This window comes from Pseudomonas reactans (genome assembly GCF_013385825.1).
Lineage (GTDB): Bacteria > Pseudomonadota > Gammaproteobacteria > Pseudomonadales > Pseudomonadaceae > Aquipseudomonas > Aquipseudomonas reactans.
On sequence record NZ_JACAPG010000021.1, the window covers coordinates 12,631 to 31,828 of the forward strand.

The following is a 19,198-nucleotide window of genomic DNA, read 5'->3' on the forward strand; positions in this document are numbered from 1 at the left end:
CCTGATTACCATGGCCCTACTGCAAATCGCCGAACCCGGCCAAAGCCCTCAACCGCACCAGCGTCGCCTGGCGGTCGGGATTGACCTGGGCACCACCAATTCCCTGGTTGCTGCCTTGCGCAGCGGCCTGTCCGAGCCGCTGCCCGACGCCGATGGCCAGGTGATCCTGCCGTCTGCCGTGCGCTATCACGCTGATCGCACCGAAGTCGGTGAGTCGGCCAAACTGGCGGCGTCTACCGATCCTTTGAATACCGTGCTGTCGGTCAAGCGCTTGATGGGTCGTGGTCTGTCCGACGTCAAGCAATTGGGTGACCAACTGCCGTACCGCTTTGTCGGCGGCGAATCCCATATGCCGTTCATCGACACCATCCAGGGCCCAAAAAGCCCCGTGGAAGTGTCGGCCGATATCCTCAAGGTGCTGCGCCAGCGCGCGGAAAAAACCCTGGGCGGCGAACTGGTCGGTGCAGTGATCACCGTTCCGGCTTATTTCGATGACGCGCAGCGCCAAGCTACCAAGGATGCGGCAAAACTCGCCGGCCTGAACGTGCTGCGCCTGCTCAACGAGCCGACTGCTGCGGCCGTGGCTTATGGCCTGGACCAGCACGCAGAAGGCCTGGTCGCTATTTATGACCTGGGCGGCGGCACCTTTGATATTTCGATCCTGCGCCTGACCGGAGGTGTCTTCGAAGTGCTGGCCACCGGCGGCGACAGCGCCCTGGGCGGCGATGACTTCGATCACGCCATTGCGGGCTGGATCATCAGCAGCGCCGGCTTGTCGGCCGATCTGGATCCGGGCGCGCAGCGTAACCTGCTGCAAACCGCCTGCGCCGCCAAAGAAGCGCTGACTGACGCCGCATCCGTTGAAGTTTCCTACGGCACCTGGTCGGCCCAACTGACGCGCGAAGCCTTTGATGCGTTGATCGAGCCGATGGTTGCCCGCAGCCTGAAAGCCTGCCGCCGCGCCGTGCGTGATTCCGGTATCGAGCTGGAAGATGTCGGTGCCGTGGTCATGGTCGGCGGTTCCACTCGTGTGCCGCGTGTTCGTGAAGCTGTCGCCGAGGCCTTTGGTCGCCAGCCGCTGACTGAAATCGACCCGGATCAAGTGGTCGCCATCGGCGCCGCGATCCAGGCCGACACCCTGGCCGGCAACAAGCGCGACGGTGGCGAGCTGCTGCTGCTCGACGTGATTCCGTTGTCCCTGGGTCTGGAAACCATGGGCGGCTTGATGGAGAAGGTGATTCCACGCAACACCACCATTCCCGTCGCCCGCGCCCAGGACTTCACCACGTACAAAGATGGCCAGACGGCCATGATGATCCACGTGCTGCAAGGCGAGCGCGAGCTGATCAGCGACTGCCGCTCCCTGGCGCGTTTTGAACTGCGCGGCATCCCGGCGATGGTCGCGGGTGCGGCGAAGATCCGCGTGACCTTCCAGGTTGACGCCGATGGCCTGTTGAATGTGGCCGCGCGCGAGCTGGGCTCAGGCGTTGAGGCGAGCATCCAGGTCAAACCGTCCTACGGCCTGACCGACGGTGAAATCGCCAAGATGCTCAAGGACTCGTTCCAATATGCCGGTGACGACAAGGTCGCCCGTGTATTGCGTGAGCAGCAAGTCGACGCCCAGCGCCTGCTCGAAGCGGTGCAGGGCGCGCTGGATGCTGACGGCGAGCGCCTGTTGGATGCCGAAGAGCGCATGGTCATTGACCTGCAAATGCAGGAGCTGGCCGAACTGATGAACGGCGACGATGGTTATGCCATCGAGCAACAGACCAAGCGCCTGTCCCAAGTGACCGATGCCTTTGCCGCCCGTCGTATGGACCAGACGGTCAAAGCCGCCTTGGCGGGACGCAACCTGAATGAAATCGAGGAATAATTAATGCCGCAGGTCATTTTTCTGCCACACGCCGAGCATTGCCCGGACGGTATGGTCGTGGAGGCTGAGACCGGCAAGTCCATCCTCGAAGTTGCCCATGACAACCACATCGAGATCGAAAGCGCCTGCGGCGGTGTGTGCGCTTGCACCACGTGCCATTGCGTCATCCGCGAGGGCTTCAACAGCCTTGAAGAGGCTGATGAGCTGGAAGAGGACTTTCTCGACCGCGCATGGGGCCTGGAGGCGACTTCGCGTCTAAGCTGTCAGGCAAAGGTCGGCACGGAAGACATCACTGTCGAAATTCCGAAATATTCCCTCAACCACGCCGCCGAAGCGCCGCATTGATTCAAGGAAGTGTCATGAGTCTTAAATGGGTTGATGTGCAAGAGATCGCTATCCTGTTGGCGGATGCCAACCCGGATCTGGATCCTTACTCCCTGAACTTTGTAGCTTTGCGTGACATGGTCATGGCGTTGCCGGGGTTCGAAGATGAGCGTGATCGCGGCGGTGAGAAGGTTCTGGAAGCTATCCAGACTGCCTGGAAAGAAGAACAGGACTGACGCCTCCCTTTACGCAGTTAGGCAATACCCAATAACCCGCGTATAATTCGCGGGTTTAATTTTTCGTAAATTACCGTTTCTGGAGTTACACCATGGCTGTTCAACGTACTTTCTCCATCATCAAGCCTGACGCTGTTGCAAAAAACGTCATCGGCGAGATCACCACTCGTTTCGAAAAAGCCGGCCTGAAGGTTGTAGCTTCGAAACTCAAGCAACTGTCCAAGGCTGAAGCTGAAGGCTTCTACGCTGAGCACAGCGCTCGTGGTTTCTTCGGCGACCTGGTTGCTTTCATGATCTCCGGTCCTGTTGTTGTTCAGGTTCTGGAAGGCGAAAACGCTATCGCTCTGAACCGTGAGCTGATGGGCGCTACCAACCCTAAAGAAGCTGCTGCCGGCACTATCCGTGCTGACTTCGCTGAATCCATCGACGCCAACGCTGTACACGGCTCGGACTCCGAAGCTGCTGCTGCTCGCGAAATCTCGTACTTTTTCGCTGCTACTGAAGTAACCGCTCGCTAAGCATCGGCTTAAAGAGTGAGGGTGAATCCATGACTACATCGACTGTTAAAACCAACCTGCTGGGTCTGACCCAGCCGGAAATGGAGAAATTCTTCGACTCAATCGGGGAGAAGCGTTTCCGTGCCGGTCAGGTAATGAAATGGATTCACCACTTTGGCGTCGACGATTTCGACGCCATGACGAACGTCAGCAAGGCCCTGCGCGACAAGCTCAAGGCCATTGCTGAGGTGCGTGGTCCCGAAGTGGTCAGCGAGGACATCTCCACCGACGGCACCCGTAAATGGGTGGTGCGCGTGGCGTCCGGCAGCTGCGTCGAGACCGTGTACATTCCCCAGGGCAAGCGCGGCACCTTGTGCGTTTCGTCCCAGGCAGGCTGTGCCCTGGACTGCAGTTTCTGCTCCACCGGCAAGCAAGGCTTCAATAGCAACCTCACCGCCGCCGAAGTGATCGGCCAGGTGTGGATTGCCAACAAATCCTTTGGCAGCGTCCCGGCGACCGTCGACCGTGCCATCACCAACGTGGTGATGATGGGCATGGGTGAGCCGCTGCTGAACTTCGACAACGTCATTTCGGCCATGCGCCTGATGATGGACGACCTGGGCTACGGCATCTCCAAGCGCCGCGTGACCCTGTCGACGTCTGGCGTGGTACCGATGATCGATGAGCTGGCCAAGCACATCGACGTCTCCCTGGCGTTGTCGCTGCATGCACCGAATGACGCATTGCGTAACCAATTGGTGCCAATCAACAAGAAGTATCCGCTTAAGATGCTGCTCGAATCTTGCCAGCGTTACATGGCGACCTTGGGCGAAAAACGCGTGTTGACCATTGAGTACACGATGCTCAAGGACATCAACGACAAGGTCGAACACGCGGTCGAGATGATCGAGTTGCTCAAGAACACCCCGTGCAAGATCAACCTGATTCCGTTTAACCCGTTTCCACATTCTGGCTACGAGCGGCCGAGCAACAACGCCATCCGCCGTTTCCAGGATCAACTGCACCAGGCTGGCTACAACGTGACCGTCCGCACCACGCGTGGTGAAGACATCGACGCCGCTTGTGGCCAATTGGTAGGGCAGGTGATGGACCGTACCCGCCGCAGCGAGCGTTATATCGCCGGACGCGAAGCGAAAGCCGCCGACGATTTACCGCTGATTGCTGTGAATCGAATCTGAGAGAGGATCTCTATGCCCTTGCGCCTTGCGCTGCTTTTGCTTGTTACCGGTCTCGCGGCCGGTTGTGTTTCATCGGGTCATGAGAGCCCTTTGCAAACCGGTAAAGGCCGTGACGAGGCGCGGGTTGCCTATGTGCAACTGGGCTTGGGTTATCTGCAACAAGGCATGAGCGAGCAGGCCAAGGTGCCGCTGAAGAAGGCCCTGGAGCTGGACAGCGACGATGCCGACGCCAATGGCGCACTGGCCCTGGTTTTCCAGGCCCAGGCCGAGCCTGAACTGGCCGAACAGTATTTCCATAAGGCACTGGCCTCCCGGCCTGCCGACCCGCGGCTGCTGAACAATTACGGCAGCTTCCTGTTCGCGCAAAAACGTTATGACCAGGCCGCCCTTTATTTCCAGCAAGCCAGCGCCGATACCCTCTATCCTGAGCGTTCGCGGGTGTTCGAGAACCTTGGGGTGACCTCGATGCGCCTCGGTCAGCGCGACAGCGCCCGCCAGCAACTGGAAAAAGCCCTGCATTTGAACGGTCGCCAGCCTCGGGCGTTGCTCGAAATGGCTGAGTTATCCTTTGATGACAGGCATTATGTGCCGGCACGTGACTATTACGAGCGTTTTAGCCTGCTCAGCGGGCAAAATGCACGTAGTCTATTGCTCGGTGTGCGCCTGGCGACGGTTCATGAAGAACGCGACACGGCCGCACGTTTTGGCCAGCAACTCGAACGACTCTATCCCGGTACGCCGGAATATCAGCAATACCTGTCGGAGCAATGATGAAAGCGGCGCACCCGGAAGTTGTAGCAGCTAATCGCGTAAACCCAGGCGACACCTTGCGTCAGGCCCGCGAAAGCAATGGTTGGTCGCTGGCAGAAGTGGCCCTCAAGCTCAATTTGACCACGACGTCCCTGGGCAACCTGGAAGCCGGCGCGTTCGATAAGCTGCCTGGGCACACCTTTGCCCGCGGCTATATCCGCGCCTATGCCAAATTGCTGGGTATCGACCAGGCCATACTGGTTCAGGAGTTCGACCAATTCACCGGCACCGATTCCCAAGGCAGCAATGTCCACGGCCTGGGGCGTATCGAAGAGCCGGTGCGGGTTTCCCACACGATTTTGCGAATAGTCAGCCTGTTGCTGCTGATCGCGGTCATTGGTGGCGGTTTCGTCTGGTGGCAAGACCAGACCTCCCAGCGCGCCAAGGACTTGACCAGCAACGCAATGGAGCACGTCGAAGTCGAGAGCGCTGACGGCACCACCCAGATTCACCCGCTGGATGAGCCGGAAGACCAGGCCGTTGCCGAAAGCCAGGCCGCGCCGGAAGTACCGGCTGCCACCGAGCAGCCAGCCGCACCGGAAACCGCGCCAGCCGCGACTGCTGCGGCACCGGCTCCTGCAACGCCTACTGCCCCGGCTCACACGCCGGCCGCTCCAGCGCAGACGCCAGCGACTCCGGCCCCAGCCGCTCCCGCTGCCCCTGCGATTTCGCCGCCTACCACCCCAGCGTTGATCGCCGGTGATGGCCGTGTACAGATTACCTTCATCGCTGACTGCTGGACGCAAGTCACCGATGGCAACGGCAAAGTGCTGTTCAGCGGTCTGAAGCGTAAGGGAGATACGCTCGACCAGGGCGGCAAGCCTCCTTTGACGCTGCGTCTGGGCTTTGCCCGTGGCGCGCAAGTGGCCTACAACGGCCAGCCTGTGGACGTAGCGCCGTTCACCAGTGGCGAGACCGCTCGCCTGAAGTTGGGACAATAGTCATGCACGGCGAATCTCCAATCAAACGTCGCGTATCGCGCAAGATCTGGGTCGGCTCGGTGCCGGTGGGTGGCGATGCCCCCATCGCGGTCCAGAGCATGACCAACAGCGACACCAATGATGTGGCCGCCACGGTTGCCCAGATCAACCGTCTGGAAGCAGCCGGCGTAGACATCGTGCGCGTCTCTGTGCCGGACATGGATGCTGCTGAAGCCTTTGGCCGCATCAAGCAATTGGTCAAGGTGCCATTGGTTGCCGATATTCACTTCGACTACAAGATTGCATTGCGCGTGGCCGAGCTGGGTGTGGACTGCCTGCGTATCAACCCGGGCAACATCGGTCGTGAAGACCGTGTGCGCGCTGTGGTGGATGCCGCTCGCGACCGTGGCATTCCAATCCGTATCGGCGTCAACGCCGGTTCCCTGGAAAAAGACCTGCAAAAGAAATACGGCGAACCTACCCCGGCGGCACTGGTTGAATCGGCGCTGCGCCACGTTGAGCACCTTGAACGCCTGAATTTCCAGGACTTCAAGGTCAGCGTAAAGGCCTCCGACGTGTTCATGGCGGTAGAAGCCTACCGCCTGCTGGCCAAGGAAATCGTGCAGCCGTTGCACCTGGGTATCACTGAAGCGGGCGGTTTACGTTCAGGCACAGTGAAATCTGCGGTGGGTCTCGGTATGCTGCTCGCCGAAGGGATTGGCGATACTATCCGCATTTCGCTGGCAGCAGACCCTGTAGAGGAAGTGAAAGTCGGTTACGACATTCTCAAATCCCTGCGTTTGCGTTCCCGTGGTATCAATTTCATTGCCTGCCCGAGTTGCTCGCGGCAGAACTTCGACGTGGTTAAAACCATGAACGACTTGGAATTGCGCCTTGAAGACCTGCTGGTGCCGCTGGATGTTGCAGTGATCGGTTGCGTGGTCAACGGGCCGGGCGAGGCCAAAGAGGCCCATGTGGGGCTGACCGGTGGTACGCCGAACCTGATCTACATCGACGGCAAGCCGTCGCAGAAGTTGACGAATGACAATCTGGTGGATGAGCTGGAAAAGCTGATCCGCGAGAAAGCGGCCGAAAAGGTCGCGGCTGACGCAGCGCTGATCGCGCGCGGCTGATTGAACGAATTTAAGGATTTGATGTGAGCAAGTCTCTGCAAGCCATTCGTGGCATGAACGACATCCTGCCGGAACAGACGCCGCTGTGGCGCTATTTCGAGGGCACTGTCGCGCGGCTGCTGGATAACTACGGTTACAAGCAGATCCGCATGCCGATCGTCGAGTTCACCGAGCTGTTCAAACGCTCCATCGGTGAAGTGACCGACATCGTCGAAAAAGAGATGTACACCTTTGAAGACCGCAACGGCGACTCCCTGACCCTGCGTCCGGAAGGCACTGCCGCCTGCGTTCGCGCTGTGCTTGAGCATGGCCTCACCGGTGCCGGCCAGCCGCAGAAGTTGTGGTACATCGGCCCGATGTTCCGTCACGAACGCCCACAGAAAGGCCGTTATCGCCAGTTTCACCAGATCGGCCTGGAAGTGTTCAACATCGACGGCCCGGACATCGACGCCGAGCTGATCGTCCTGACCTGGCGCCTGTGGGGCCTGCTGGGCATCCGCGACGCGGTCAAGCTTGAACTCAACAGCCTGGGCACCAGTGAATCCCGCGGCCGCTACAAAGTGGCCCTGGTCGAGTACCTGTCCGCCCACCTGGACAAGTTGGACGAAGACAGCCAGCGCCGTCTGAAGACCAACCCATTGCGCGTCCTCGATACCAAGAACGCCGATACCCAGGCCGTGCTGGTCAATGCGCCGAAAATGGCCGACTACCTGGACGACGAGTCCCGTATCCACTTCGAGGGCCTCAAGGCTCGTCTGGAAGCGGCCGGTATTCCGTTCGTGATCAACACCAAGCTGGTGCGCGGCCTCGATTACTACAGCAAGACCGTGTTCGAGTGGGTCACCGACAAACTCGGCGCCCAGGGCACCGTGTGTGCCGGTGGTCGTTACGACGGCCTGGTCGAGCAGATGGGCGGCAAGCCGACCACCGGCGTGGGCTTCGCCATGGGCATCGAGCGGCTGATCCTGCTGCTGGAAACCCTGGAGCAGGTCCCGGAAGAGATCTCCCGTCAGGTGGACGTGTACCTGTGCGCCTTTGGCGAGGCCGCCGAACTGGCTGCCCTGGCTCTGAGCGAAAAGGTCCGTGACCAACTGCCGAACCTGCGTCTGCAAGTCAATGCCGGCGCCGGCAGCTTCAAGAGCCAGTTCAAGAAGGCCGACAAGAGCGGTGCGTTGTATGCGCTGATCCTTGGCGATGACGAATTGGCCCAGCAAGTGATAGGTTTCAAACCCCTGCGTGGCCAGGGCGAGCAACAGAACATTGCCTTTGATGCGCTCGCTGCGCACTTGGCCACCTGCGTCGTGCAGGGTTGAAGCTGTCGAACAGCCGAATTTAGCGATTAAGGAGTATTGGGGTGTCGAGTTCTGATGATGATCAACTGGCCGAGTTCAAGGACTGGTGGCAGCGTAACGGCAAGCCCCTGGTTACTGGCGGTCTGCTGGCTTTAGTGGTGGTGTTCGGCTGGCAAGCCTGGACCAAGTATCAGGCTAACCAGTCCCAAGGCGCCTCGATCCTCTATCAGCAATTGCTGGAAACCACCCTGACGCCGGACGGCAAGCCCGACCCTGCGCAGGTTGCAGACCTGGCCGGCAAGCTGAAGAACGAATTCGGCGGTAGCACCTACGCCCAATACGGCAGCCTGTTCGTCGCGAAAGTCGCGGTCGACACCGGCAAGCTGGATGACGCCGCCGCTGAGCTGAAGGCCATCGCCGACAAGCCGACCAACCCGACCTTGGGTGAAATCGCACGTCAGCGCCTGGCTCAGGTACTGGCGGCACAGAACAAGGCTGACGAAGCACTCAAACTGCTCGACGGCGATGCTGACAAGGCATTTGTAGCCACTCGCGAAGAGCTCAAGGGCGACCTGTTGGTCCAATTGGGTCGTACCGACGAAGCCAATGCTGCGTACCAAAAAGCCAAGGCGGCGCTGTCTGATGAAGCGGCGGTCGGTGGCTTACAAATCAAGCTGGACGACTTGGCCAAAGGGGATGCGTGACGTGATCCGTTGGAAACATGCAGCATTGCTGGCTCTGGCCGTTCTGGCCGCGGGTTGCAGCAGCAACAGTAAAAAAGAACTGCCTCCGGCCGAGCTGACCAGCTTCAAGGAAGAAGTGGTCCTGCAAAAGCAGTGGAGCCGCTCCATCGGTGACGGTCAGGGCGACACCTACAACATGTTGGTACCGGCAATCGACGGTGACAACATTGTGGCCGCTGACGTGACCGGCGTGGTGATCTCCATGGATCGCATGAACGGCGACGTGAAGTGGAAGAAAGACCTCGAATTGCCAGTCTCCGGCGCCGTCGGCGTGGGTTACGGCATGGTGATGCTCGGCACGCTGAAAGGCGAAGTCGTGGCCCTGGACTCCAGCACCGGTGAAGAGAAATGGCGCGCTCGCGTGACCAGTGAAGTCCTCGCACCGCCTGCCACCAACGGCGATATCGTCGTGGTGCAAACCCAGGACGACCGTGTAATCGGCCTCGACGCCAGCACTGGCGAACAGCGTTGGTTGTACGACAGCACCCCAGCGGTACTGACGTTGCGCGGTACCAGTGGTCCGATTGTGACCAACAATCTGGCCGTTGCTGGCCTGTCGACCGGTAAAGTGGTCGCCTTGGATACCCAGAACGGCGTGCCGGCCTGGGAAACCCGTGTGGCCATCCCGCAAGGTCGTTCCGAGCTGGACCGCGTAGTGGACATCGACGGCGGCCTGCTGCTGTCCGGTGAAACCCTCTACGTCGCTACCTACCAGGGCCGTGTTGCCGCACTGGACCTGCAGAGCGGCCGCGTTAACTGGCAGCGTGATGCTTCCAGCTACGCCGGTGTCGCCCAAGGGTTTGGCAGCGTCTACGTAAGCCTGGCGTCAGGCACCGTTGAAAGTGTCGACGAACGCTCTACTACCGCGCTGTGGAGCAACGACTCCCTGGCTCGCCGTCAACTGTCGGCACCGGAAGTGTTCTCCAGCTACGTCGCCGTGGGTGACTTCGAAGGCTACCTGCACCTGCTGAGCCAGGTGGACGGTCGCTTCGTGGGTCGCGAGCGTATCGACAGCGACGGCCTGCGTGCGCGTCCGCTGGTCGTGGGTAATATGCTTTATGTGTTTGGCAACAGCGGCAAGCTGGAAGCCCTGACCATCAAGTAAGAACTATGCTTGGGGGGTAGCCCCTCAAGTAGCTTCACCTGTAGGAGCAAGCTTGCTCGCGAAAATCGTCAACGATAACGCGTGCTGTCTGAATAAACGCGGTGCCTTTGCGTTTTTCGCGAGCAAGCTCGCTCCTACAGTCGAGCACCAGCCGCTGCCCTGCAGCGGCTTTTGTATTTTCTGAAATAACGAAGTGGAGAGCCGCATGGTTCCCGTAATCGCCCTGGTGGGCCGACCTAACGTCGGCAAGTCCACCTTGTTCAACCGCCTGACCAGGACTCGCGACGCCATCGTCGGCGACTTGTCCGGTCTGACCCGTGATCGCCAATACGGTGAGGCAAAGTGGCAAGGGCGCTCCTACATTATTGTCGACACCGGTGGTATCTCCGGTGACGAGCATGGCATGGACGAAAAGATGGCCGAGCAGTCTCTGCTCGCCATTGAAGAAGCCGATGTCGTGTTGTTCCTGGTGGACGCCCGTGCGGGCTACACCGCTGCTGACCAAATGATTGGCGAGCACCTGCGCAAGCGCAACAAGCGTTCCTATCTGGTCGCGAACAAGATCGACAACATCGATCCTGAAGCGGCCCGTGCCGAGTTCAGCCCGATGGGCCTGGGCGATGCGATTCCGGTCGCCGGCGCTCACGGTCGCGGTATCACCCAGATGCTGGAAATCGCCCTGCGCGATTTCCCCAAGGATGATGTCGAGGAAGAAGAAGGCGAAGAGGAAATCGTTGCCGAAGGCGAGGAAGCCAAGCGCATTCCTGGCCCGAGCGAAAAAGACGGTATCAAGATCGCCATCATCGGCCGCCCTAACGTCGGCAAGTCGACGCTGGTCAACCGCATGCTCGGTGAAGACCGGGTTATCGTCTACGACCAACCCGGCACCACCCGCGACAGCATCTACATCCCGTTCGAACGCAACGAGGAAAAGTACACGCTGATCGACACCGCCGGTGTGCGCAAGCGCGGCAAGATCCACGAGGAAGTTGAAAAGTTCTCTGTGGTGAAAACCCTGCAGGCGATCAAAGACGCCAACGTGGTGATCTTTGTGATGGACGCCCGCGAAGGCGTGGTGGACCACGACCTCAACCTGCTGGGCTTTGCCCTGGAGGCCGGTCGGGCACTGGTGATCGCGATCAACAAGTGGGACGGCATGACGCCGAGCGAGCGCGATTTCGTCAAGATCGAGCTGCAACGCCGCCTGTTCTTCGTCGAGTTCGCCGATATCCACTTTATCTCGGCACTGCACGGCACCGGCGTGGGCAACCTCTACGCGTCCGTACAGAACTCGTTCAAGTCCGCGGTCACCCGCTGGCCGACCAATCGCCTTACCCAGATCCTGGAAGACGCCGTTGGTGAGCATGCGCCGCCGATGGTCAACAACCGCCGGATCAAACTGCGTTACGCCCACTTGGGTGGTGCCAACCCGCCGATTATCGTGATCCACGGTAACCAGATCGAGAAGGTGCCGAAGTCCTATGTGCGTTACCTGGAAAACACCTACCGCCGTGTCTTGAAACTGGTCGGTACGCCGATCCGTATCGAGTTCAAGGGTGGCGAGAACCCATACGAAGGCAACAAGAACACACTGACTGACCGTCAGGTGAACAAGAAGCGTCGTTTGATGACTCACCACAAGAAGGCCGACAAGAAGCGCCGTGACAAGAAATAACGGCAGCTTCAAGTTGTGAGAGAGGGCTCCTTTGGAGCCCTTTTTTGTGCGCGGTGGTTTGTGCCTTGACCCGGTGTAGTTGGCAGCTTAAAACTTGGGGCTCACCTGCAGGGGCCTTTCGATGATCACCAGCAAGCTGCCGAATGTCGGCACGACCATTTTTACCACCATGTCGCAACTCGCTGCCGAAACCGGCGCGCTCAACCTGTCCCAGGGTTTCCCGGACTTCAATGGCCCCCAGGCTTTGCTCGATGCGGTGGGCAAGCATATCGCCCTCGGGCATAACCAATATGCGCCAATGACCGGACTGCCGGTGCTGCGTCAGCAAGTGGCCGCCAAGATCGCTCGTAGTTACGGCGCCACGGTCAATGCCGACAGTGAAGTGACCATCACCCCTGGCGCCACCGAGGCGATCTTCTGCGCGATCCAGGCAGTGATTCGCACGGGCGATGAAGTGATCGTGTTCGACCCCAGCTACGACAGCTATGAGCCTTCGGTGGAGTTGGCTGGCGGTCGCTGCGTGCATGTGCAACTGAGCCTGAACGGCTTTACCCTCGACTTCGAGAAGGTCAAGGCGGCGCTGTCACCGCGCACGCGCATGATCATTCTCAATACCCCGCACAACCCTACAGGTGCCTTGATCAGCCGCGCCGAGCTGGACCAATTGGCCGAACTGATCCGTGACCGTGATATCTATCTGGTCAGCGACGAAGTCTACGAACACTTGGTATTCGACGGCGTGTCTCACGTCAGCGTGTTGGCCCACGAAGAACTCTACCAGCGCGCGTTTGTGGTCAGCTCTTTTGGCAAGACCTATCACGTCACTGGCTGGAAAACCGGCTATGTCGTCGCACCGCCAGCCCTCACCGCCGAATTGCGTAAAGTGCACCAATACGTCAATTTCTGCGGCGTGACCCCACTGCAATACGCGCTGGCCGACTTCATGGCCGAACACCCGGAACACGTCGACGAATTACCGGCGTTCTACCAGGCCAAGCGTGACCTGTTCTGCGACCTGTTGGCGCCGTCCCGTTTCAGCTTTACCCGAGTAACCGGTACCTACTTCCAGCTGGTGGATTACTCACAGATTCGCCCGGACCTGGATGACGTCGCCATGTCCCTGTGGATGACCCGCGAACACGGCGTGGCCACCATCCCGGTCTCGGTGTTCTACCAGACCCCACCCCAAGGCCAGCGCCTGGTGCGCCTGTGCTTTGCCAAACGCGAGGAAACGCTGCGCCAAGCGGCGGAAAAACTATGCGTGATCTGAGTGCACTGCCGAACCTGAACATCGCCCTGGTGCAGACCAGCCTGGCCTGGCATGACCGCCAGGCCAACCTCGAACATTTCGAGCTGCTGTTGGAGCAAGCCAAAGGCGCCGACCTGATCGTGTTGCCGGAGATGTTCACCACCGGCTTCTCGATGGAGTCGCAAGCCCTTGCAGAGCCTGAAAACGGCCCGACCCATCATTGGCTCCAGGCCCAGGCGGCGAAGTACAAAGCGGTGATTACCGGCAGTGTGATCATCCAGGCCGCCGACGGCAGTCACCGCAACCGCCTGCTGTGGGCGCGGCCGGATGGCGAGGTGCTGCATTACGACAAGCGCCATCTGTTCCGCATGGCCGGTGAACACAATCACTACACGCCGGGCGAACGCCAGGTGCAGTTCGAATTGAAGGGCTGGCGTATTCGCCCGCTGATTTGCTACGACCTGCGTTTCCCGGTGTGGAGCCGCGATGCCCAGGACACCGACCTGCTGCTGTACACCGCCAACTGGCCGGGGGCGCGGCGTTCACACTGGAACCGGTTGCTGCCGGCGCGGGCTATTGAAAACCTGTGCTACGTGGCGGCAGTCAATCGGGTGGGCACGGATGGGAAGGGCTTTGCCTACACCGGGGATAGCCAGGTGCTGGATTTCCAAGGTGAGACCTTGCTGAGTGCGGGGGAGGCGGATGGGGTGTTTGCAGTGAGTCTGGACGCGGCGGAATTGGCGGCGTATCGCACCCGGTTTCCAGCCAACCTGGATGCTGACAGCTTCCAGTTCCTGTAGGAGCGAGCTTGCTCGCGAAAAACCTTAACGATACCGCAGCGCTATCAGGTAGCCAGCGGTGCCCTTGCGTTTTTCGCGAGCAAGCTCGCTCCTACAAGGTCCGGAAACAGAAAGGCCCCTGGGTTCTCACCCAGGGGCCTTTTGTATGACAGCTAAACGCTTACGCCGCTTTGGCTTCCTGCTGGCTCAACGACCTGTTCAGCGCACTGAACAGCGCCTTGAAGCTGGCGGTGGTGATGTTTTCATCAATACCCACGCCATGCACCGGACGCTCACCGTTCACACGCAGCTCGATGTAGGCCGCCGCCTTGGCGTTGGTGCCTGCACCGATCGCATGTTCGTTGTAGTCCATGATCTCCACGCCGATCGGCAGGCCGGCCACCAGTGCTTCCAGCGCGCCGTTGCCTTTGCCTTTCCAGTGCAGGTTGGTTTCGCCCTGGCCCTTGCCGGAGACTTCCACCTCAACAAAACTGTTACCGTTTTCTTCCTGCAGGCGATGGCTGACCAACGCGTACGGGGTGTTGGCTTGCAGGTACTCACGCTGAAGCAAGGCGTAGATCTGCGGCGCCGTCATCTCCAGGCCCACACGGTCGGTTTCGGCCTGCACGACTTGGCTGAACTCGATCTGCATGCGACGCGGCAAGCTGATGTCGTACTCCTGCTCCAGCAGGTAGGCGATGCCGCCTTTGCCCGACTGGCTGTTCACGCGGATCACCGCTTCGTAGCTGCGGCCGATGTCGGCCGGGTCGATCGGCAAGTACGGCACTTCCCACAGCGCATCGTCTTTCTGCTGGGAGAAACCTTTGCGGATTGCGTCTTGGTGAGAGCCGGAGAACGCGGTGTGAACCAGGTCGCCGACGTACGGGTGACGTGGGTGCACCTGGATCTGGTTGCATTCCTCGACGACCTTGCGCACGCCGTCGATGTCGGAGAAGTCCAGCTGCGGGTCGAGGCCCTGGGTGTACATGTTCAAAGCCACGGTGACCAGGTCGACGTTACCGGTACGCTCGCCGTTGCCGAACAGGCAGCCTTCGACACGGTCGGCGCCGGCCATCAGGCCCAGCTCGGTGGCGGCAACGCCAGTGCCACGGTCGTTGTGGGTGTGCAGGCTGATGATCACGCTGTCACGACGGTTGATATGGCGACCGAACCATTCGATCTGGTCGGCATAGATGTTCGGCGTGGCGCATTCCACGGTGGCTGGCAGGTTGAGGATCATCTTGTGCTCAGGCGTCGGGTTCCACACCTCGATCACCGCATCACAGACTTCCTTGGCGAACTCCAGCTCAGTGGCACTGAAAGTCTCCGGAGAGTATTCGAAGGTCCACTGGGTTTCCGGCTGCTGCGCAGCGTATTTGACGAACAGCTGCGCGGCGTTGACCGCGATGGCCTTGATGCCGTCCTTGTCCTGGTTGAACACGATGCGGCGGAACGACGGCGACGTCGCGTTGTACAGGTGCACGATGGCCTTCTTGGCACCGCGCAGGGATTCGAAGGTGCGTGCGATCAAGTCTTCACGGCCCTGGGTCAGCACCTGGATGGTGGTGTCCTCGGGGATGTGACCGTCTTCGATCAAGGTGCGCACGAAGTCGAAGTCGGTTTGCGAGGCGGCTGGGAACGAGGCTTCGATTTCCTTCACGCCGACGGCAACCAGAGTCTTCCAGAAACGCAGCTTTTTCACCGCGTCCATCGGCTCGATCAGCGACTGGTTGCCATCACGAAGGTCCGAGCTGCACCAGATCGGCGCTTCGGTGATGGTCTTCGACGGCCAGGTGCGGTCCGGGATGTCGATGGTCGGGAACGCGCGGTACTTCGAAGACGGGTCTTTGAGCATGCTCATCGGGAAATCCTTTGTTGTAGGGGCCGAGAAAAGGCGGCCTGCCGTGGAACTGTTATTGGGGATAAATCGCGGGACGAGGCAGATCGATTCAGCCTGGCAGTCGTGCGCTGACGAGGCACAGGCTGCGGTGCTGGCGGAGCTGAATGAGGGTGTGAGAGGTTTTCATAAGCCCAACCCTAACCGTCGGGGTGAAAGATGGCAAGCAGTCGCGAAAAATTGAGATAAGTTCTGCTATCTACGTAGGAAACGAGATCTTGTGCTTAGGAATATGTCTAGGGCTGGTTTTAATTGCGCGCCTATTATCAGGCGCGCAATCGAGCGTTTCAGGGCTGGAACGCGCCAATGAAGATCGCCGGATCGACCCGCGCGTCGTTCAGGCTGACGTTCCAGTGCATGTGCGGCCCGGTCGCACGGCCCGTGGCACCGACTTTGCCCACCACCGCGCCACGCGTGAGCTGGTCACCGACTTTCACGTCGATCTTCGACATGTGGCAGAACATGCTGATAAAGCCCTGGCCGTGATCGACGAACACGGTGTTGCCGTTGAAGAAGTAGTTGCCCACCAGAATCACTTTGCCGTTGGCCGGCGTCTTGATCGGTGTACCGGCCGGCACGGCAAAGTCCAGGCCCGAATGGGGATTGCGCTCTTCACCATTGAAGAAACGTCGCACGCCGAACTTGCTCGACAGCGGCCCGTTCACCGGTTTGTCCAACACCAGGTTGCTCGGCAGGTTAGGGCTGAAACTGCGATAAGCCTTGATCTGCACCGCCAGCTCCGCCTCGATGCGTTTCAGCTGCGCCGGGTCGGGGTTCACCTGGCTTTTGTTTTTCAGGGTGATGCGCTGTTCCGGGTACTTCTTGTAGCCGACGATAAACGGCAGGTTACGCCCGCCGCTGCTGATGCGTTCGTTGCCGGGCTTGACCGTCAACGGGATGCCGACAATCGCCAGCCAGTTGTCGGCCTCTTTCACCACCAGCACGGGCTTGCCCAAGTACGTGGCCTTGGGTGCAGCGGCGGAAGGGCCCAGTTCGACCACGGCAACACCGCCCGGCACCGGCTTGTTCAAGGTGCGGGTGATGTAGCTATCGGCATGAGCATTAAAGGCAAGGCACAGCAGCATCAACACACTAAAGAGACGTGGCATCAATCAATCCAATAACGAAAGGGTGACGGGTGTCAGGTGGTTGTCTTCCACCCGCACTTGCAATTGGCCCTCACCTAGGCGCGCGGTGAGGCGCTGGCCGGTGTGAGTCTGCGCAGCATTGCGAATGGCCTGTCCGCGCTCGTCCAGCAGGATGCTGTAGCCACGGCCCAGGGTCGCCAGCGGGCTGACCACGTGCAGCGTCTGCATCTGGCTTTGCAGTTGCAGGCGCCGCGCCTTGAGGCCTTCGCGCATGGCGCGGGGCAGGCGTTCTGCGAGGCTGTCCAGGCGCTGGCGCAGCAGCGCCAGTTGGCGACCGGGGTGCTGGCCAGCGAGGCGGGTTTCCAGGCGGATCAGGCGCTCGCGGCGGGTATTGAGGCTGCGCTCGAATGCACGGCGCAGGCGCATGTCCAGGTCGTCCAGACGCTGGGCTTGCTGGCGCAGACGTTCGCCAGGGTGGCGCAGGCGTCGCGCCAAACCTTCCAAGCGCAGGCGGTCATGGCTCAGGCGATTGCGCATCAGCATCACCAGGCGGCGGTGCAGGTTCTCGACCTGACGCACCAAATGGCTGGCGTCCGGCGCGAGCAATTCGGCTGCGGCGGAGGGGGTAGGGGCGCGCACGTCGGCCACGAAGTCGCTGATGGATACATCGGTTTCATGGCCAACAGCGCTGACGATTGGCGTGACGCAAGCATCCACCGCACGGGCCACGGCTTCTTCGTTGAAGCACCAGAGGTCTTCCAGCGAACCGCCGCCACGGGCCAGGATCAGCGCATCAAAGCCACGTGCATCTGCCAGTTTCAGTGCGCGCACAATCTGCGGGATGGCTTCGCGGCCTTGCACGGCGGTGGGGATCAGGGTCAGTTCAATGTTTGGCGCACGACGGCGGAACACGCTGATGATGTCGCGGATCACCGCGCCGGTCGGCGAACTGATGATGCCGATGCGCCGAGGGTGCGCCGGCAGCGGCACTTTGCGCTCGGCGCTGAACAGGCCTTCGGCGCTGAGCTTTTCCTTCAGCGCGTCGAACGCCAGGCGCAGTGCCCCATCACCGGCTGGCTCGACGGTATCGAGGATCAGTTGGTAATCACCCCGGCCTTCGAACAGCGAGACCTTGCCGCGTACCTTCACCGCCAGGCCGTCCTTCAGCGCCTGGCGCACGCGCGCGGCGTTGTTGCGAAACAGCGCGCAACGCACCTGGGCGCCACTGTCCTTGAGGGTGAAATACACGTGGCCGGAGGCCGGGCGGGCGAGGTTGGAGATCTCGCCTTCGACCCAGATATTGGTGAACACGTCTTCCAGCAACACCCGCGCGCGGCCGTTGAGCTGGCTGACAGTCAGGACTTCGCGGTCGAGGCCCAGACGGGCAAAAGGATCTTTAATCATGGGCGGCAGTTTATAGGCATTCGTGCAAGGTTTGGCAGAATTGCTCCACCAGCGCGCTCTGCCCCTGCGCGCAGGCCAGGGCCACGGTGCTTAGGCAGTCCGGGTCGGCCAGAGGCAAAAAGCGCACAGTGGCAGGGGCGATGTCCTGCATGGATTTTGGTAACAAGGCAATACCGAAGCCGGCCTGGATCAACTGCAATTGGGTTGTTTTGCGTGACATCACCCGCGCGGCCTTGGGGAAAAAACCTGCGCGCATGCACAACTCGGCTGACAGATAACTCAAGCCGCCACGCTGGGGATGAGGGATCGAGATAAACGCTTCGTCCTTCAATTGCCCCAGCTCGATGGGCGCATTGCTGCGCGCCAGCCGATGATTCGGCGGCACCGCGAGCAACAGTTGCTCGCTATATAAAGGCACCACTCGCACGCCTTCGCGCTGGCGCAACACGGGCAGGCGCAACAGCCCGACTTCCTGGCGACCTTCGGCGATTTCTTCCAACTGCGTTTCGGAGGACAGTGTGACGATGTCCATCGACACCCCTGGGCAGCGTTCCAGCCAGGTGCTGATGCCTTGCAGCAACGGCCCACTCATCGGCACGGTGCTCGAATGGCTCAGGCGCAGCGTACCCAGTTCGCCGTTGCCCACTTGCGTTGCCATTTCACTGGCCTTGATCAGTTCACTCAGCAGGTTGCGTGCTCGCGGGTAGAAGGCCTCACCCGCAGCGGTCAGTCGCGGTTGGCGTGCAGTGCGTTCGAACAGGGGCGTTTGCAGCTGGGTTTCCAGCTCCTTGATCTGCCGGCTCAAGGCGGACTGCGCCACAAACAGGCGCTCAGCGGCGGCGCTGAAGCTGCCGCTGTCGGCGATTTCGACGAAGTAACGCAGTTGGCGGGTGGAAATCACGCGTCATGCCTTTTCGAGATGGGTGGAGGGCTTTGAAGATATTAGTCGCATCTCTCGGCGCTGGCTAAAGTGA

General features: G+C 60.4%; 18 protein-coding genes. 14 read left to right on the forward strand and 4 right to left on the reverse strand.

Annotated elements, in window-relative coordinates:
- Positions 1-10: 10 nt before the first annotated feature.
- The 14 genes from hscA to HX868_RS24805 all read left to right on the forward strand — a co-directional run bounded on the left by hscA (position 11) and on the right by HX868_RS24805 (position 13,856).
- A complete protein-coding gene (gene hscA, locus HX868_RS24740; protein ID WP_177004682.1) occupies positions 11-1,873 on the forward strand; it encodes a Fe-S protein assembly chaperone HscA in 1,863 nt (620 codons plus the stop codon).
- Positions 1,874-1,876: 3 nt separating this feature from the next.
- Positions 1,877-2,218, forward strand: coding sequence for an ISC system 2Fe-2S type ferredoxin (gene fdx / locus HX868_RS24745; RefSeq protein WP_015885743.1), 342 nt, complete (start codon positions 1,877-1,879; stop codon positions 2,216-2,218).
- A gap of 14 nt (positions 2,219-2,232) precedes the next feature.
- The gene (gene iscX, locus HX868_RS24750; protein ID WP_016977667.1) at positions 2,233-2,433 is read left to right on the forward strand and encodes a Fe-S cluster assembly protein IscX; all 201 of its coding nucleotides are present in this window, start codon (positions 2,233-2,235) and stop codon (positions 2,431-2,433) included.
- 92 nt (positions 2,434-2,525) lie between these two features.
- On the forward strand, positions 2,526-2,951 hold the full coding sequence (gene ndk / locus HX868_RS24755; RefSeq protein WP_003175956.1) for a nucleoside-diphosphate kinase: 426 nt from the start codon (positions 2,526-2,528) through the stop codon (positions 2,949-2,951).
- A 29-nt stretch (positions 2,952-2,980) separates the two neighbouring features.
- Entirely contained in the window at positions 2,981-4,129 is a 1,149-nt protein-coding gene (gene rlmN, locus HX868_RS24760) for a dual-specificity RNA methyltransferase RlmN (protein ID WP_177004683.1), read from the forward strand.
- Positions 4,130-4,141: 12 nt separating this feature from the next.
- Positions 4,142-4,900, forward strand: coding sequence for a type IV pilus biogenesis/stability protein PilW (pilW, locus tag HX868_RS24765; protein ID WP_177004684.1), 759 nt, complete (start codon positions 4,142-4,144; stop codon positions 4,898-4,900).
- Positions 4,900-5,880: a RodZ domain-containing protein gene (locus HX868_RS24770; RefSeq protein WP_177004685.1), complete on the forward strand. Its 981-nt coding sequence runs from the start codon at positions 4,900-4,902 to the stop codon at positions 5,878-5,880. The genes pilW and HX868_RS24770 overlap by 1 nt, the downstream gene beginning before the upstream one ends.
- A gap of 2 nt (positions 5,881-5,882) precedes the next feature.
- Positions 5,883-6,992 carry a flavodoxin-dependent (E)-4-hydroxy-3-methylbut-2-enyl-diphosphate synthase gene (gene ispG, locus HX868_RS24775; protein ID WP_003175952.1) on the forward strand — a complete coding sequence of 370 codons (1,110 nt, stop codon included), beginning with the start codon at positions 5,883-5,885 and terminating at the stop codon, positions 6,990-6,992.
- 23 nt (positions 6,993-7,015) lie between these two features.
- A complete protein-coding gene (hisS, locus tag HX868_RS24780; protein WP_177004686.1) occupies positions 7,016-8,305 on the forward strand; it encodes a histidine--tRNA ligase in 1,290 nt (429 codons plus the stop codon).
- 41 nt (positions 8,306-8,346) lie between these two features.
- Positions 8,347-8,988, forward strand: coding sequence for a YfgM family protein (locus HX868_RS24785; RefSeq protein WP_016977673.1), 642 nt, complete (start codon positions 8,347-8,349; stop codon positions 8,986-8,988).
- Entirely contained in the window at positions 8,981-10,132 is a 1,152-nt protein-coding gene (gene bamB, locus HX868_RS24790; RefSeq protein ID WP_016977674.1) for an outer membrane protein assembly factor BamB, read from the forward strand. The genes HX868_RS24785 and bamB overlap by 8 nt, the downstream gene beginning before the upstream one ends.
- A 205-nt stretch (positions 10,133-10,337) precedes the next feature.
- On the forward strand, positions 10,338-11,807 hold the full coding sequence (gene der, locus HX868_RS24795; RefSeq protein WP_016977675.1) for a ribosome biogenesis GTPase Der: 1,470 nt from the start codon (positions 10,338-10,340) through the stop codon (positions 11,805-11,807).
- Between the two features lie 121 nt (positions 11,808-11,928).
- Positions 11,929-13,077 carry a pyridoxal phosphate-dependent aminotransferase gene (locus HX868_RS24800; RefSeq protein WP_177004687.1) on the forward strand — a complete coding sequence of 383 codons (1,149 nt, stop codon included), beginning with the start codon at positions 11,929-11,931 and terminating at the stop codon, positions 13,075-13,077.
- On the forward strand, positions 13,065-13,856 hold the full coding sequence (locus tag HX868_RS24805; protein ID WP_177004688.1) for an amidohydrolase: 792 nt from the start codon (positions 13,065-13,067) through the stop codon (positions 13,854-13,856). Before HX868_RS24800 ends, HX868_RS24805 begins: the two co-directional genes overlap by 13 nt.
- Before the next feature lie 160 nt (positions 13,857-14,016).
- On the opposite strand, the gene leuA is transcribed toward HX868_RS24805, so the two are convergent.
- The 4 genes from leuA to HX868_RS24825 form a co-directional block, all read right to left on the reverse strand.
- Positions 14,017-15,696: a 2-isopropylmalate synthase gene (gene leuA / locus HX868_RS24810; protein ID WP_177004689.1), complete on the reverse strand. Its 1,680-nt coding sequence runs from the start codon at positions 15,694-15,696 to the stop codon at positions 14,017-14,019.
- Positions 15,697-16,019: 323 nt separating this feature from the next.
- Complete coding sequence (locus HX868_RS24815; RefSeq protein WP_061433992.1) at positions 16,020-16,841, reverse strand: M23 family metallopeptidase; 822 nt, start codon at positions 16,839-16,841, stop codon at positions 16,020-16,022.
- 3 nt (positions 16,842-16,844) lie between these two features.
- Positions 16,845-18,224, reverse strand: coding sequence for an exodeoxyribonuclease VII large subunit (xseA, locus tag HX868_RS24820; RefSeq protein ID WP_177004690.1), 1,380 nt, complete (start codon positions 18,222-18,224; stop codon positions 16,845-16,847).
- 10 nt (positions 18,225-18,234) lie between these two features.
- Positions 18,235-19,125 carry a LysR substrate-binding domain-containing protein gene (locus HX868_RS24825; protein WP_177004691.1) on the reverse strand — a complete coding sequence of 297 codons (891 nt, stop codon included), beginning with the start codon at positions 19,123-19,125 and terminating at the stop codon, positions 18,235-18,237.
- Positions 19,126-19,198 lie beyond the last annotated feature (73 nt).

Bases quoted from the DNA above. Each gene is read 5' to 3' on its own strand.
- bamB (WP_016977674.1), top strand. From the start codon at position 8,981: ATGCGTGACGTGATCCGTTGGAAACATGCAGCATTGCTGGCTCTGGCC.
- der (WP_016977675.1), top strand. From the start codon at position 10,338: ATGGTTCCCGTAATCGCCCTGGTGGGCCGACCTAACGTCGGCAAGTCC.
- HX868_RS24815 (WP_061433992.1), bottom strand. From the start codon at position 16,841: ATGCCACGTCTCTTTAGTGTGTTGATGCTGCTGTGCCTTGCCTTTAAT.
- rlmN (WP_177004683.1), top strand. From the start codon at position 2,981: ATGACTACATCGACTGTTAAAACCAACCTGCTGGGTCTGACCCAGCCG.
- HX868_RS24805 (WP_177004688.1), top strand. From the start codon at position 13,065: ATGCGTGATCTGAGTGCACTGCCGAACCTGAACATCGCCCTGGTGCAG.
- pilW (WP_177004684.1), top strand. From the start codon at position 4,142: ATGCCCTTGCGCCTTGCGCTGCTTTTGCTTGTTACCGGTCTCGCGGCC.
- ispG (WP_003175952.1), top strand. From the start codon at position 5,883: ATGCACGGCGAATCTCCAATCAAACGTCGCGTATCGCGCAAGATCTGG.
- leuA (WP_177004689.1), bottom strand. From the start codon at position 15,696: ATGAGCATGCTCAAAGACCCGTCTTCGAAGTACCGCGCGTTCCCGACC.
- iscX (WP_016977667.1), top strand. From the start codon at position 2,233: ATGAGTCTTAAATGGGTTGATGTGCAAGAGATCGCTATCCTGTTGGCG.
- HX868_RS24800 (WP_177004687.1), top strand. From the start codon at position 11,929: ATGATCACCAGCAAGCTGCCGAATGTCGGCACGACCATTTTTACCACC.
- hscA (WP_177004682.1), top strand. From the start codon at position 11: ATGGCCCTACTGCAAATCGCCGAACCCGGCCAAAGCCCTCAACCGCAC.
- ndk (WP_003175956.1), top strand. From the start codon at position 2,526: ATGGCTGTTCAACGTACTTTCTCCATCATCAAGCCTGACGCTGTTGCA.
- HX868_RS24770 (WP_177004685.1), top strand. From the start codon at position 4,900: ATGAAAGCGGCGCACCCGGAAGTTGTAGCAGCTAATCGCGTAAACCCA.
- xseA (WP_177004690.1), bottom strand. From the start codon at position 18,224: ATGATTAAAGATCCTTTTGCCCGTCTGGGCCTCGACCGCGAAGTCCTG.
- fdx (WP_015885743.1), top strand. From the start codon at position 1,877: ATGCCGCAGGTCATTTTTCTGCCACACGCCGAGCATTGCCCGGACGGT.